12 protein-coding genes are annotated in these 16359 nt (G+C 42.7%); all 12 read left to right on the top strand.

What is annotated here, in order from left to right; translation table 11 throughout:
* The first annotated feature begins 16 nt into the window (after positions 1 to 16).
* The 12 genes from Q4519_RS02690 (at position 17) to Q4519_RS02745 (ending at position 16324) form a co-directional block, all read left to right on the top strand.
* Entirely contained in the window at positions 17 to 2581 is a 2565-nt protein-coding gene (locus Q4519_RS02690; protein WP_303509222.1) for an MFS transporter, read from the top strand.
* Positions 2578 to 3564 carry an ABC transporter substrate binding protein gene (locus tag Q4519_RS02695; protein ID WP_303509225.1) on the top strand — a complete coding sequence of 329 codons (987 nt, stop codon included), beginning with the start codon at positions 2578 to 2580 and terminating at the stop codon, positions 3562 to 3564. The genes Q4519_RS02690 and Q4519_RS02695 overlap by 4 nt, the downstream gene beginning before the upstream one ends.
* A 49-nt stretch (positions 3565 to 3613) precedes the next feature.
* Positions 3614 to 4300: an ABC transporter substrate-binding protein gene (locus Q4519_RS02700; protein WP_232801861.1), complete on the top strand. Its 687-nt coding sequence runs from the start codon at positions 3614 to 3616 to the stop codon at positions 4298 to 4300.
* Between the two features lie 3 nt (positions 4301 to 4303).
* Positions 4304 to 5281 carry a type VI secretion system-associated FHA domain protein gene (locus Q4519_RS02705; RefSeq protein WP_232801860.1) on the top strand — a complete coding sequence of 326 codons (978 nt, stop codon included), beginning with the start codon at positions 4304 to 4306 and terminating at the stop codon, positions 5279 to 5281.
* Entirely contained in the window at positions 5281 to 5766 is a 486-nt protein-coding gene (gene tssJ, locus Q4519_RS02710; protein WP_232801859.1) for a type VI secretion system lipoprotein TssJ, read from the top strand. Before Q4519_RS02705 ends, tssJ begins: the two co-directional genes overlap by 1 nt.
* A 22-nt stretch (positions 5767 to 5788) precedes the next feature.
* On the top strand, positions 5789 to 7120 hold the full coding sequence (gene tssK / locus Q4519_RS02715) for a type VI secretion system baseplate subunit TssK (RefSeq protein ID WP_232801858.1): 1332 nt from the start codon (positions 5789 to 5791) through the stop codon (positions 7118 to 7120).
* 12 nt (positions 7121 to 7132) lie between these two features.
* A complete protein-coding gene (gene icmH / locus Q4519_RS02720) occupies positions 7133 to 8287 on the top strand; it encodes a type IVB secretion system protein IcmH/DotU (RefSeq protein WP_303509235.1) in 1155 nt (384 codons plus the stop codon).
* A 22-nt stretch (positions 8288 to 8309) separates the two neighbouring features.
* Positions 8310 to 11708 carry a type VI secretion system membrane subunit TssM gene (tssM, locus tag Q4519_RS02725; protein ID WP_303509237.1) on the top strand — a complete coding sequence of 1133 codons (3399 nt, stop codon included), beginning with the start codon at positions 8310 to 8312 and terminating at the stop codon, positions 11706 to 11708.
* A complete protein-coding gene (locus Q4519_RS02730) occupies positions 11709 to 12497 on the top strand; it encodes a protein kinase (RefSeq protein WP_303509240.1) in 789 nt (262 codons plus the stop codon).
* Positions 12484 to 13962 (top strand): YdiU family protein, encoded by a 1479-nt coding sequence (locus tag Q4519_RS02735; RefSeq protein ID WP_303509242.1) that lies wholly within the window; start codon positions 12484 to 12486, stop codon positions 13960 to 13962. The genes Q4519_RS02730 and Q4519_RS02735 overlap by 14 nt, the downstream gene beginning before the upstream one ends.
* Positions 13963 to 14118: 156 nt before the next feature.
* Positions 14119 to 14316 carry a hypothetical protein gene (locus tag Q4519_RS02740; protein WP_232801853.1) on the top strand — a complete coding sequence of 66 codons (198 nt, stop codon included), beginning with the start codon at positions 14119 to 14121 and terminating at the stop codon, positions 14314 to 14316.
* 523 nt (positions 14317 to 14839) lie between these two features.
* The gene (locus Q4519_RS02745; protein ID WP_232801852.1) at positions 14840 to 16324 is read left to right on the top strand and encodes a DUF3360 family protein; all 1485 of its coding nucleotides are present in this window, start codon (positions 14840 to 14842) and stop codon (positions 16322 to 16324) included.
* Positions 16325 to 16359: the final 35 nt, after the last annotated feature.

Raw genomic sequence — 16359 nt, forward strand, 5'->3', positions numbered from 1 at the left:
CGGCGGATAAGCAACTTTGTTACAATCATTGTTTTTTAAGCTGTCAAAGCTGTCGTTAAGAAGCAAATTAGCCTTTGCCATTTTTATGGTACTACTGTTCTCGGTTAGTCTAAATAGCACGTTAAGCTACATTAATTTTGAGAAGCGCCTGACGCAAACATCAGACTCTGTTTATCAAATTATTCTGGCTGAGACCCATCACACCATCAATAATACCGTTGGCTTAGGGCTTCCCCTTGCCAGCATCAACAATATTGAGACTTTACTCATCAAACAGCAACAACAAGTGCCAGGCATCACCTCTATTCAAGTGAGGGATACCCAAGGCAATGCATTGTTTCAAGGAGGTAACCCACCTAAAGCACAAGACCGATTACTCAGCCTGCCCATTCATAATGCTTTCAACCAACTAGAGGGTCAGCTAGCGCTTTATTACGATAGTCAGCGCCTGAATGACAAACAAGCAGCTCTGCGTACGCAACAATTTTACTATGGGGCGATTTGGGTACTGGGATGCACCTTGTTTGGCTTTATATGTTTAAAATTTATCTTGTCAGGTATTTTACGTCGCGTGAAACGCGCAGCTGCAGCATTAGGAGATGTAGAACAGCTTTCCAGTGACGAAATAAAACAGCATCTATTCGACGCTAATAAAAACCTTAACATTTTGTCGAAAGAAGAAACGACTAAATTTGCTCGCTTTAAAGTTAAACGCTTTCCTTGGTTAATTTTAGGCCTTGCGTTTATCTTAACGGTACTCAGTAATCTTGGTTCCTCCTATCAATCAATGGCCTATTTTGCAAAGCAATATCAGCCTGAACTCGAATATAAATCTCAGGTTATCGCCAATACCCTCAGTCAAACAATCAACCAAGTTTTAAGCTACGGCGTACCACTGACTAAATTAAAAGGCCTAGAGCAAGAATTCGCCTTTTACACCGATAACCATCCTGAGATTCTCGGCGTACAATTAACGGCTCAAAATACAATATGGTTGCAATACCCAAGTCTACCCATTGAGCAAAAAAATATTTTAGCTCACCAAGTACCACTGCAAAATAACCAAGCGTCGATAAAAATAATCAGTGATGGCAATACCATTACTAACATGCTCAAAGAAAGCCTGTTAGATATGGTCACAATTCTGATTGCTTCTTGTTTAGTGGTCACCGAAATTTTGCTATTTCTGTGCGCGTTCACCATTATTTCACCATGGCGACAACTGCAAAGAATGCTCAACAAAGCCATTAGAGAGCAATTCTCTAGCCGCGGTTACATCAGTGCCAATGACGAAATTGGCCGCTTACAACACGGCATTAACCAAGCAATGGATAAAATATCCCAAGACCAAAAGGCTGAAGTCCTCAGCAAGCAACAGTTGAGTTTTGTACGTCTTCCTCTGTTTCTATTAGTGTTTGCTGAGGCTAGTTCACTGTCATTTTTCCCGAGTTTTGTAAATTCGTTCGAATTTCAAAGTAGTTGGATATCACCGTCGCTCATCACCAGTTTGCCTATTTCACTATTTATGTTGGTATGGGCGATATCCTTGCCATTTGCAGGTTATTGGTCTGATAAAGTTGGCCGTCGAAAAGCCTTTATCGTTGGCGGCGTGATTACCGCACTGGGATTAATATTTACCGCACTGGCACAAAGTTTACCGCAATTGATCATCATTCGCGCCTTCACTGCCGTCGGTTACGGTATCGTGTTTATCTCTGCCCAGGGGTATGTCTCCGATACTACAGATGATAATAACCGTACTAAGGGGATGGCCACTTTCTTGTCGGCGTTTTTCTCAGGCTCATTATGCGGTGCTGCCATTGGTGGCATTTTAGCGGAAAAACTTGGCTTTTCTGCCACCTTTTTACTGTCAGCATTAATGGCCATCGCCAGCGTGATACTGGTAACTGTGTTCTTTGAAAAACAAAAGCAGCTTAATTTAAGCCAAAAGCCCCTCGCACTTAACGACTTTAAATATTTATTTAGCAATAAATATTTTGCTCTAATTTCGCTCTTTAGCGCTATTCCGGCAAAAATTGTGCTCACGGGTTTTTTATATTACATCTGCCCAGTTTACCTTAAACATCTAGGCGAAAGCAGCGCAGCATCAGGCCGTATTATGATGGCTTATGGACTAGCCATCATCATTATTTCACCGCTTAGTGCAATATTAGTCGATAAGCTCAAAAGCAAATTAACCTTTGTTTTTATTGGTGGACTACTCTCCGCCATTGCTTTACTTAGCATCGATTACATGCCTGGACCTCTGGGGCTATTAGCGATAGTCATCGCTATCGGCATTGCCCACGGCATCGGCGTCTCACCGCAAATTCCTTTAATTGTAGAACGCTCACTTTCTAGCCAAGTAGATAAGGGGAAAATCATCGGTATCTTTCGTTTAACCGAACGCATAGGCAATGTATCTGGTCCACTGTTGGCCGGTTTATGCTTAAGTCTATTTGGCTTTAACGAAACGATCATCGCATTTGGCCTAGTGTTGCTGGCCAGCTCGTTAGCTCTGATCAGTTTATTCATGATATTTGATAGCTTTGATAAAAGAAAACTGGAGCAAGGTAAATGAAGCGTATTCTCGTATTAACCAGCTTTATTTTTGGTCTCGTCTTAAGCCCTGTGACTTGGGCTCAGCCTAGTCATGTCGTGATGTTACTGTGGCGTGGCACAACTGACGCCGAACGCGGCTTCATGGATTATTTGAAAAGCCAGCGCGACGTGCGCTTTACCTTGCTTAATGCCAATGGCGACAAAGCAAGTTTACAACAAAATATTGCGCAGTTAACTCAGTTAAAACCAGATCTAGTCTACTCGTTTGGCACTACCATCACCTTAGCACTGCTAGGTACCCATTTTGCTCCAAGTGAATTTACACAGCAAAAAATTGCTCCTGTGGTATTTAGCGTGGTAACGGATCCTGTGGGCTCACAATTAACAGAAAAGCTCGATCAAGGTCATGAGCTGTTCACAGGAGTCACCCACATTGTTCCCCTTTCCACTCAACTCAATACCATTAACATGCTTGGTGATATCAATCGTATCGGCGTTATCTTTAACCCATTGGAAAGTAACTCATCTTTAGTAACCGAAAACATGGTGGAAATGGGCGCGCAATATAAAAAATCAATTTTTTCCTATTCACTGAGTGTCGTAGACGGTAAACCGGATCCCAATTCAGTTGCACATATTGCTAAACTAATGAAAAAACACCGGATCCAGATGGCATATTTACCGCCTGATTCTTTTATTATTACTCAAGGGAAATCTGTGATTGAACAACTTCATCAAGCTGGGATCCCTACCTTTTCTGCAACCGAGACCCCTATTCGTGATCATCAAGCTTTATTAGGCGTGGTGGGACGCTATTATAGTGTTGGTCAATTTGCCGGATTTAAAGCCGAACAAATTTTAAGCAAGCGCTACCAACCAACAGAGATAGCCATTGAAGGGCTCAGCCAATATAGCTATATCGTTAATTTAAGTGCCGCAGGATCATTAGATTACTATCCGCCTATTTCAGTACTAAAAATTGCGGAAGTAATAGGAAAATAAGATGAATGGAGTACTCGCTATATCAACCCTGAGCAAAACTATACTCCACATGAGTGGATTAACATTAATACTAAGCTTACCGACGACTGCTTGGGCTGCGACTGGGCCCAGCCGTTTGATGCTCACGACACAGGATTGGCCGCCATACCAAGTGTATCAAGATGGTGAAATGCGTGGTACGGCACTCAACAAGGTAAAATGCGCCTTAGGCAAGCTAGGTCAACCTTACCAACTCACCATGACCAGCTGGCAGAAAGCTCAGCTTGCAGTACAAAGTGCAAAACAAGATGGTTTTTTTGTTGCTGCTCAAACCCAAGAGCGCGATGAATACGCAACATTATCGACTCCCATCGCCCAGCAACGTATCAGTTGGTATTTTGCCACCGGCGTTAAACCTTTGCCTAGCTCCTTAATCAAATTAGATTTACGGGTATCAGCCAAATTTGGCAGCAACAAATGGTTTGAATTAAAACGAGGTGGCTACAACGTAGTGAAAAAGCCAAGGGATGCGAAAACCTTATTAAAACTATTAAAAAATAGAGAAATAGATGCCATTTTGGAAGATGAGCTAGTATTCAAACATACTTTAAAAGACGCCGGACTAAAGGCGGATTATTTTCAATCGGAATTAGTCGAAACCCTCTCTATGGGCGTGTACTTTTCTAATCACTTTATAAAGCAGTATCCTGACTTTTTAGGGCATTTCAATGCTGCCGTGTCGTCTTGTGAGAAATAAGTTATGACCTTAAGTATTCACCTAATTAAAGTTCCAGCAGAAGAAACCTTATCTGCCCGAGTCGTGCACCTGCCCGCCAATGGCGGCACCATCGGACGCTCTCCCGACGCTAATGTATTTTTACCAGACCATAGCCAGATGATATCGCGACTACATGCTGAAATATCACTACACAACGGGGGGTACCAGCTTATCGATAAAAGCACGAATGCAACCCTCATCAATGATAAAAAGATATTAAAGGGTCGGCCTTACCTATTAAATGATGGCGACGTAATACAAGTAGTTAATTACACTATGCTAGTCAGCACGCTTAATAGTGCCCCAACGGTAGCCCCCACTCAAGCGGAAGAAAGTGACCCATTTAGTCATCCTTTTGCATTAGATTTGGCTGATGATGACATCGATTTTCTAGAACAAGTGGACGCTAACCCAGATGCCAGTAACAACACGGAACAACATCTATTTTCAGCTCAAGGCGTATTTAGCGACGATCCCTTTAACTCAGACCCTTTTGCAGACTTTAGTCAAGATGAAATGCCTGATGAAGCTTACTTAGCTCCGGACACAGCGTCTGACAATATCACCAGTAGTCAAAAAGAGAATAATGCAGAGCCAGCCAGTCAGCAATATTTCCCAATTCAAGGTGCAGAGCAAGACAATTTATCCGAGCGCGTGGATCAACTGCTGTCGCTGACCGAAGAAAATCAACGCTTTTTGCAAAATCCTCAGTTACAGCATCAAATGCTATTTGAAGTGCTTGAAGAAACGCTCGATCAATTTCTCGATGAGTTTTCACCTAGCCATCTTGAAAGCTTATTTGCCGATTTTGTTAGTGGTGGCCTGTTTAGTAACAAAGAAAAAAAGTATTGGCGGATCTACCGTTCTCATTTTAATAAACGCCAAAACAAAGGGGATTATCGCCGTCAGTTTAAAGCCCTGTTTATGGAAAATATGCAAAAACAAGGAATGAAAAAATAATGCGGCTATTACTCATTAGTATAGGTATCTGGTTGCTTAGCGCATGCTCATCAGCCCCAGAGCCAATTGCAACCCCCTTTCAATTAACGCTATCAAGTGATGGACTTATCAATCCTTATCAAGATAACGATGCCAACCCTGTGGTACTGCGACTTTATCAACTGCGAGACGAACAAGCGTTTAAACAAGCCAGTTATATCGAGCTGTATCACAATGATAATCAAGTGTTGGCCAAAGATTTAGTAAGTAAACAGCTGCTTGCTCCCTTTCTACCGGCGAGGGAATTGAGTATGACCTTAGACATTCACCGTGACAGCCGCTTTATTGCGGTGTTTGCCGAATTTGCTAACTATCAAGATAGCCAAGCCAGCACTGTCATAGCCTTACCGGAAACCGCTGAGCAACGTCTGTTTCTAAATATTTCAGGCAATACCGTCTTACTCACTAGCCAAGAAAAGAAAAAGCCTTGGTGGTCAGTGTTTTAATTTTATTACAAGGAATTTGGCCGTGGATGCCTACAAAAAAGTAATTTGGCAAGAAGGGATGTTTATTTCTCCCCAGCACTTTCAGCAGCAAGACCGATATTTGCAGCATTACATCCGTCAAAACGTGGAGACCTTAGCCGGTTACGCCCCGTTTTATGGCATCACTCAGCTGACAATTAATCATGACCTATTGAAAATGGGTAAACTTTCCGTCACCAGTTGTGCCGGTATATTTCCAGATGGCACACCATTTCAACTTAATCACGAAATCGTGATCGATATTGCACCCAACACTATCGACAAAGGTATTTTGCTTGCGCTTCCCATGTCGCTACAGGGGAATAATGATTATGGCCACAGTGAGGGTGATCAGAGTCGTTACTTAAGCCAAGGAGTCAATGTATTTGATAACTCCACCGATGAAAATGCCAGCATTGAAATTGATGTCGCTCAGCTTAATCTGCGTTTAAAAATGGCAGGCGAAGATCTTTCTGGCTTTACCACTTTACCCCTCACCAAGGTTTTAGAATGTCGTGAAACAGGCGAAGTCATATTAGACCGCAGCTTTATTCCAGCGGCACTGCATTATGGCGCAGCCTTATTTCTTATCGAGCGGGTAAAAGAGATAAATGCCTTACTAAACCATCGCGTAAAAACCTTATTGCAACGTATCGAAGCAGGCCAAGAACAAAAGAGTGGCCAAGCCCTGATGCAAGATTACCTTTGGTTACAAACCCTAAACAGCTGGACACCTTGGTTTGAATTAACCTTGAATAATCCAAACCTGAGTACTTACGAGCTGTACGCACAATTGCGACGTTTTCAAGCTGAACTACTGGCCTTGCAACCCGCCGCCGCGCCAGCTTGTCCGCCGCTTCAGCTTGATGCCCTATATGGTAGCTTTAACCCACTGTTTGCTAGCCTGCGCGAAATGCTCACTTTAGTTCAACAAGATTCGGTCATAGAGTTTACTTGGGATCAAAGCTTGTTTGAAAAACGTCGTTTACTGCGCACCTTAATAAAAGATCCACAAGCACTGCAAAACCGACGCTTTATACTGACTGTAAAATCGAGTTTAAATGCAAACCAGCTGAACGAGCTATTCCCTGTTGCCGCTAAACTTAGTGGTAATGGCCGCATTGTCGAACTCGTGCGCAATGCTCTTTCGGGCATTGATCTACACCCGCTTCCAGTGGCGCCGAGTGAGTTAAGGCCAAGCCCAGGTTTGGCTTATTTTGAAATAAACGACCAGCATCCATTATGGTTAGAAATGCTCAACAATCGTGATGCCCTAGCGCTTCATGTTGATGCTCGCATTCCTACTCTTGATGTTGTGCTATACGCATTAAAATAATCAGGTATGGCGATGGATTTTTTAGATCAAGTTACGCAAGTTAAAAATAAACAATCGACTCAAACAGAGTCGGCGGAACAAGGCATTGACGAGATCGGCCATTCATTGATTTTGGTTCAAGACGATATTGGCCAAATAGAATTTTTGCGCCATTTTGATAAATCAGAAAATCAGCTGTTAAATATTAGTAGTGAGCTGCTGGGACTAGTACTAAAACTGTCACAACTGCCTGCACCTGATAATATTGCTGAATTTCGCCGTCATCTTATTGAGCAAATAAATGAGTTAAAGCAACGCGGCGCGCAGCTTACCTACCCCGTTGCCGTTATCGACAAACTGTGCTTTTTATTTGCAGTGGTACTGGATGAATTCATTCAATACAGCTCATGGGGAGAAGAAAGCAAATGGGAGAACAAGACCTTACTCAGTGAGTTGTTTGGCATGCGAAATGGCGGCGAGCTATTTTATTCCGTAGCAGATAAGGCCTTGCGTCAACCTAGTAAATTAATTGATTTAATTGAAATCATTTATTTATTTTTAAGTATTGGCTTTAAAGGTCAATATCGCGATGCCAATGCCGATCAATTAGCGATTTTTATGCATGAAATTGAGCTGCAAATGCATCAACATCGCCCAGTCACAGGGTTACGTTGTCAACTCAACGCAACCTTACCGAAAGTGCGTAACCCTAGTCGACGTAAGCGCTATTTTCTAACGACTTTATTCTTTAGTGGCTTAATCATAACCAGCATCGGCTTAGCGCATTTTTGGTACAAAAACACCACCGAGCAGCGAGCGCGTGATTTCATAGGACTGACCAATTATAGTCCACGCTACATTGTATCGGGTCAGCAAAATGACATTATATATATTAGTACCGACCAAGATTTAACCAGTGCCCCAAAACGTGGCTCTTCAAACACCCTGTTAGACACTGACTGGCTAGTACAGCTTGCCACCTTCTCAAGGCGAAAAAGTGCCTTAGCATTTACTAAGTCTCTCTCTCCATCGAGTTACCAGCCTTATGTGCAACCCTATAAGCAATACTATCGCGTTGTGCTTCGTGCCGATAGCAAGCAGCAAGCCAACCAAATAAAGGATTGGTATCAACAACATGACGGGGTGAATGCGATGATCATTCAAGCTCAGAATAGCAATAATCAATAGTATGTTAGGTAACCAATAAGCCATGACTAATCGCCAAAAACTCCTCATCAGCCTTATTACTAGCACCGTGTTAAGTGTGCTGCTTTGCCTGCTTATTTGGCTAATTCCTTTAACTGAGCACCCTCTAATTTGGAGTAGTATCAGTATCTTATTTATTGTAAGTAGCGCTTATGGTGGCTACATGTGGTGGCGCACCACGCCAGAAACTGCCCAAAAGAAACAACAAAAACAAGCTGTGCTTAAACGTCAAAGTCAGTTATTGGCAAAACATTTTGATCGCATGCTCACTCAGCAAAAACAAAAAAAGCGCCTAACCAGTCGCTACGATCAGCCCATTTATTTATACCTTTCAGAGCAACCCAAACACGAAAAAAATGTGATCAGTCAAATGGGCTTTGAAGCCTATAAATTGGATGAGTTTGGCAATGACATCGATTTCCCAATCCTGTTTTGGTTAAGTGAAAGTGCAATATTGATCAGCATTAGCTTAGGCGATGATCAGCAGGCCGAATTTTTGGATGTTATCACTAAAAAGCTAAATCAATGGCGACCAAGCCAAGCGGCTAATGGCATATTGCTGTCTACCCCTATTTCTCAACTACTCGCTAGCAAAGAAGTGATCCAACAAGCGGCAGATCAACAACGCAGCCATATTCAATTTTTCAATCAAAAATTTGGCTTAAACCTTCCCATCTATAACTTAATCAGCGATATCGGTGAGTTAGCAGATTTCTGTCAATATTTCTCCGCGTTTGAGGAAACCAAACGTGACGACGCATTTGGTGCCACCATGCCTGTTAACCGTAATGGTGGCATTGACGCAACCTGGTTTGACCAATCATTTAACCACCTAATTGAACAATTAATGGCGAATATGTCACGCGCGATTGCTGGTCAGCTCAACCCACTTTATCGCAACGCCATTGCCAGCGCCCCTTACCAACTGGGCTTACTAAAGCAAAACTTGTGGCTATTTTTCAAACGCCTTTATCGCCAGGAGCAACTTAATCGTTCGTTGCACTTTCGCGGTTATTATCTCATTCATGGCGGTAATGATAAAAAGCAACATGATTTACTCGCCGCGACATTGGCCCATGAGCTTGGCCACGAAGTGATTAATCAATCGCCCTTAGAAGCCATTAAGCAAACCCTGTTTGCACAACACCTTATGGGCAATGTTATCTTGCCTGAGCAGGCATTAGTGGGTGTCAATAAGCAAAAAGAAAATACCCGGATGTTAACCCAAGGCGCATACATAACGTGCTGCGCCTTACTATTTATCGGGTTATTGACTGTACTGAAATTCAATTTTGACTTCCAAAGCATGAGGGAAGAGCGAGCTGATTTGTTGCTTGAACGCTATAAGGAAGCCATCGCGGCGGCTCCTTATGATTTAGAAAACATGGCGGAAAACTTGCCTAACCTCTATTCCCTATATCAAATTTACGATTTATACCAACAACCTGAACCTTGGTATAGCAAACTGCCGTTACCGAGCCCAAGTATCAAACAACAAGTAGAAGACGCCTATTATGCAGAGCTTGAAGCAGTCCTGTTACCGTCAATGGTAAAAACTATAGAAAAAGATTTATTTGTTTACGTTAATTTGGAAGATCAACCAAATACATTAAATATAATGAATAACTACAAGTTGCTATTCAGTAAAGACAAGCCATCAAGCCGAGAGTTAATCGACTATTATGAGGAAACATTAAAAGCGCAAAGTGAAAATAACAGTATTAATACAGCGCAACTAAATGTGTTACTCCAAGACGTGTTTGAGCAGAAGCTGGTCCCACAGTCCCCCAACCAAGACTTACAACTATTAGCGGCGAAAGTGATCAATCAATCTGGTTTAGAAGCACTTATTTACCAGCACATTCGCCATTTGCCGCAATTTTCTCGACGTATCGATTTAAGTAAAGAGTTAGGCAGCGCCTTTTTTAGCAGCTTTCGTTTTGACCAAGATTTTGTTGGTTACCTCGTCCCTAATATTTTCACTCCAAATGGATTTCAGGCTCTTGATTTATCCGTCACCTCTCCATTATTAAAAGAAGCACTAGCAGATTATGCAGGGGTCGCGGGTAAGTCACCAAGCCCATTAGAGGTTTACCGCATCAGTCGTAACCTTAATATCATTTATCAAAATGAATATATTCAGTTTTGGCGCGAATTTATTAGCCAAGTTAAAGTGGTACCATTTGCAGGTGATGTCGGCTTGAAAAACAGCTTTGAACGGTTGGCCAGCACCACACAAAACCCGTTACAACAGCTCTATCAGACCTTACATCGCTATACCTATATCGACGTAAGCCAAAACAATACTGAGATGCAAGCCAGTGGGGCCTTAAGTACGCTGACAAGTAAATTGCCTGGCGATAAATTATCTGCAGATTTGCTAGCAATGGATAAGGATAAAGCAGAAATTGCCCGTCAAATTGCACTAAGCTTCCAAAACTATCATCAATTACTGGCACCCGATCCACAAGGGATCACGCCATTGGATCAGTTACAACAACAGGTCGCAATGACTAACGACTGGCTCAGTGCTTATTACAACAGTGCGACACCTGACTCCCTTGCTTTTGAAACATTAGCTAAACCGTTACAAGGTGCAAATCCCTTAGCTGCACTTTATACCTTATCTAGCTCTCATAATGATCTAATTAAAAAGGTGGTTCAGCGCATGTGCCAGCAAGGCAACAGCATGTTACTCAGTCTTGCTGGGCAACACATTAACAAACAGTGGCAACAGCTGGTTTACAGTGAATATCAACAAAAAATTGCGGCCTATTACCCTTTTAATCCAAATGCAAAGCAGCAAGCTGGACTTAAAAATGTGCAGCAATTTTTCTCTAGCAAAGGCACGTTAGAGCAATTCATTAGCGAAAAGCTAAGTGCATTTTCATCTCTTGCTAATGGTGAGCCGGCGATTGTTGGTTTTTTACCACGTACCCAACTGACCTTAAATGCTGAGGTTTGGCCGATGATTATGATTGCCAGAGAAATTCAAAACGCTTTATACCAAGGTGGACCGGATACTTTTGGTCTTAGCTTCACCCTAAAAGCCCATACCATGTCATCTGAGCTCACGCGCTTTGATATTAGTGCCGAGCAAAGTTTATTTCGTTACCGCCACGGCCCAGCCTTATGGCAGCAAATTACTTGGCCCGACCCAAAACAACTGGAATATGACCTAACGGTAACGATGAATACTCCGCAAGCTCAAGTACTTAAAAAAGAAGTAGCAGGGCCTTGGAGTTGGTTTAAATTGCTCAGTTTACCGGCAGACAGTGACTCTCGCTTGGTAGAGATCAGGAATGAGCAATATAAGATGGTGCTTGAATTACATTCCGACCAGCAAACAAACCCATTTTTGGCAGACTTTTTCACTCGCTTGCACTTACCCGCTAGCTTATAAATGTTAAAAGTAGCAATCACAGATCCGCTACCGACAGCGCTTGCAACCATGACATGGCTGCAAGCGCCGACCCCATTAACACCGAATATTTATGTCGGTGAGCATGCGCAACATGGCTGGGTAAAAATAAAGCTAGCCCGTAGCCAAACTGACAAACAATTACTACAGCGAGAAATTCAAGCTCTGAAGCATTTATCCAATGCTCCCCTACCCTACATAGCTCGATATATCAGCAGCTTTGAGCAAAACAACAGCTATTATTTGCTCACGCCTTGGCTCAAAGGCGAGCCTCTGTCAAACTTGATTAGGCAAAATCGAGCCCCTTTATTTGATTGGCGGTCCCAGCTGGCTACAGCACTCAGTCATTGCCATCAACTCGGTTTTAATCACGGTGATATTAAACCAAGTAATATTTTAGTGATGCGAAAGCAAATTGTGTTGCTGGACTTTGGCGCTAGCTTGCCCCATGGCGAGTCATTATCTCGCGTCATGCAATACGGCTTCAGCCCGCATTTTTGTCATCCTGAATTATTAACCGGACAAGGTATTATTCGGCCCTGTCACGATTGGTATGCCTTCGCTGTCACTGTGTTATCAGCGCAAGGCATGCACCCATTTAACGGCTTAGATATTCTATCTGCCGCTCAGCAAAGGCGACATCCCCATTACCCAAGCAATAGTCGAACGTGTTATCAATTATTGGTTAATCAAGCATATGCTCTATCCTTACATCATTCGGGTCGATTTAACTCACCACTGAGTTATGATAAGGGCAATGAACGTTGCTAGTGATGTGCCCATGAATAACACCTTAGAACAGCTCAACTACGTCACCTTATTTAGTCAACTACCCGATAGCTTCTATCAACAAGTCATACCAACGCCATTGTTACGCCCGAAGTTAGTACACGCTAACACCGATGTCGCCAGATTATTAAACTTAGATATCAATGAACTACAGCGAGACAAGTTTACTCAACTGTTTTCAGGCAATACACTGCTCAACAACATGGCTCCTTTAGCGATGAAATACGCAGGCCATCAATTTGGCATTTACAACCCCGCTTTAGGCGATGGTCGCGGTTTATTATTGGCACAAGTGAAAAGTGATAATGGCGTTATTTGGGACTTACATTTAAAAGGCGCAGGAAAAACGCCTTATTCACGTCAGGGCGACGGCCGAGCGGTATTACGCTCAAGTATTCGAGAGTACTTGTGCAGTGAAGCGATGCACCATCTGGGCATTGCTACAACCCGCGCCCTTTGCTTAGTTGACAGCGAAGAGCCTGTTTGGCGTGAACGACTAGAAACAGGTGCCACCCTAGTTCGAGTCAGTGAAAGCCATATCCGCTTTGGCCATTTTGAATATCTGTACCACAGTAATCAACATCACCTATTGCCAGTGTTGGCCGACGCGGTGATCGCACAACATTACCCTCACCTAGTGAACGAACCAGAGCCTTATTTGGCCTTATTTAAACAAGTAATAAGCACCACTGCCACGTTAATCGCACAATGGCAAGGGGTTGGCTTTTGCCATGGGGTAATGAACACAGATAATATGTCGATACTCGGGCAAACCTTTGATTATGGTCCATTCGCCTTCCTTGATAGCTACCAAGCCGACTATATTTGTAATCATTCTGATTACGAAGGACGTTATGCCTTTAATCGCCAAGCCGACATAGCACAGTGGAACTTATCTGCTTTGGGCTATGCGCTAACACCGCTCATTTCAAACCAAAGCTTAAATGATGCGCTGGCTGAGTTTGAACCGCAACTCGTCCACCAATACCGCAGCCTACTGCAAAGCAAGCTTGGGTTTAGTGAACACCAAGAGCAAGATGGCGATTTAATTCGAACCCTGTTTAATTTACTGGCCGCTAATCAAGTAGATTACACTTGTTTCTTTCGCCGCCTCGCCAACACCGTAGGGCCGGAACAAATGTATGATCTATTTGAAGACCAACGGGGCTTTAGTGAGTGGTTTGATCGCTATATGCTAAGACTTAGCCAAGACAGTATGCCAGCTTCAACGCGCAAGCTCAGTATGTTAAGTCACAACCCTAAGTATATTTTGCGTAACCATTTGGCCCAAGCCGCCATTGAACAAGCAGAGCAAGGTGACTATAACGAAATTGCGCGGCTATTTGCCTTACTGCAACACCCTTTTGATGAGCAAATGGAACATCATCAATATAGCCAGCCACCAGCCAAAGGCACACAACAACGCCCTCTAAGTTGTTCTTCTTAATACTATATGATGAATAAAATGATGTAAGACAAGTAACTAAACACTAAGTTTGTTTAACTACACAATTGTGAACATGCTTAAACATTTGTTTTGCTTTGGTTGAATCATCACTAATAAATCGGCAAGGTTTATCAAAATGATTCAAAGGAGTGGAACATGTTTTTTTCTTTCTTCGTTATCATCAAAGTGATAGCCATCATGATATTACTTCACAAATTTTGGGTGTTTGATCAGCGTTTAAAACCATTAAGTTTATTTCAATTTTGGCTAGTCGCTATTATCAATTTCATTTACGTATTATGTTTACAAGACACCGTCTCTTTTACGCAAGCTTACCCAAGTCGGCTTCATTAACCTTCACCACTGTTTAAAAAGGCCTATTTTTTAATAGGCCTTTTTTATATCACTAGCCACCCCATTAATAGCAAATCTATTAATTAAATCAGCTCTATTCACTTTAACTACAACAAGCGCAAGTTCTCAATTTTATTCAATTGCAGCGCGAGATAAAATATCGTTTTCAAGAAAGCAAAAGTAAAAATAAAAAATATAAAATCTTCATATTTACTAAATAACAGCAATCGGTTACGAAAAAACCGGTCAAAATACACACAACAAACACCTACAAAAACACCACAAAGCATTAACAGAAATAAAACAAAGTGTGAGCCAACTAGATTTTTAAGCCAAAAAACAATAGCTACCAAGCAGTTTCATCTAGATAAAATTAAAAACGCTGATATCGTTCATCAGGAAAATATATACATGAACCTGATTTAGATCAGTAAACACAAAGGCAAAGCCATTTTTAATGCTCCCCAAAGGATGCCAAAACATCAATGCATTGAACCTTTTTGTTTTTATTTAGAGGGATATTATGAATTCACAACAAGACCCAGTCGAAACTAAACCGCCGGCAGAGCAAAATAACTATCAGCAAAAACATAAACCAGCCAGCGAGTTTAATAGTCGCACCGAATATTTAGAGCACGAGCTCGAAATTATGGAGCTAAAGCGCTGGAAACTGAATCTACCGTTTCGTGATTTTAGAATTGAGGTAGAAGATTGGGTGCCCGCATTTGCCGCTACTATAGGTAAAATTGTGATGGTAACAGCCATGGTCGCGGCTTTTGCCAGTCAATTTAATTTATCGCCAGAGTTTATTGTTGAAAACGTCCGTTATGAGTTATTAATTGCTGGCGTACTGTTTGTGGTTTTATTTTCTGCATTAATTAACCCACTCACCAACCTTGCCGGTACACACGGCCCGATGATCCCATTAATTCCCTTAATTGCTGCAGCAGGGGGACATCCTTTAGCGTTAGGTATTATGGTGGGCATATTTGGTTTACTACTCAGTGCCAGTAAGGGCGGCTCAAAACTGGTTACATTAACCGGTGAAGGCGTGCGCGGCGGCTTGCTGATTTACCTTGGTGCAATGGGCTTAGTGGGGCAAATTAAAAAGTTTGATGAATGGTCGGTCAGTATTGATCAAGAGCCGGTATTTTTTGTGGTGATCTTTGCCACTATTGTTATTTATGCTTATTTAGCAAAAATTCAAAAACGTTGGCTTGCCATTCCATTATGCTCGGCCATGGCCGGTATTATCGCTTACGCGATGGGCACGCCTTTTAGCTTTGTCACTGAGCCAGGTCTGCCCAACATGAGCCCATTTTATTGGTGGGGAGAAAATACTGGCTGGCAGATGGGCTGGCCTGAATTGCATCATTACATTGCCGTTATTCCCTTTGCCATTTTAGCGGTGGCAATGTGGTCACCCGATTTCTTAGGACACCGTGTATTCCAAGAGCTAAATTACCCACGCAAGGCCCACAAGGTATTAATGAATGTGGATGACACCATGGCGGTATGTTCTGTTCGTCAAATTATCGGTGCGGGCTTAGGTGGTGGTAACTTAGCGTCATCTTGGGGTACTTATATGATCCCTGCCGCTATCGCCAAGCGCCCTATTCCAGGTGGCGCGGTGTTAACCGGTCTGGTTTGTGTGCTGGCCTCGGTGATTGGCTATCCAATGGACTTAGCCATGTGGGAGCCGGTATTACGTGTAGCACTATTAGTGGGCGTGTTTTTACCACTACTTGAAGCGGGCATGCAAATGGTACGCAGCGCGCAAAACTCTCAAAGTGCGGGTATCTGTATGTTCTCTTGCGCCTTAGTTAACCCAGTATTTGGTTGGGCACTGGCCATGCTGCTGGATAACCTTGGCTTAACCGGCGACAAAGAGCGTGCGGAATCCCTATCTTGGACTGATAAGCTAACTATCCCGCTTATCACTTTCATTATCTGTGTTGGCTCACTGGCACTAGTGGGTCAGCTGCCGGGCTTTCCTGCACTGCTCTAAAACAACAAACTTAACCACAATTTGATAACCCATTA

It is taken from the genome of Motilimonas sp. 1_MG-2023 (genome assembly GCF_030547455.1).
In the GTDB taxonomy this organism is placed as follows: Bacteria; Pseudomonadota; Gammaproteobacteria; order Enterobacterales; family CBDFNC01; genus Motilimonas.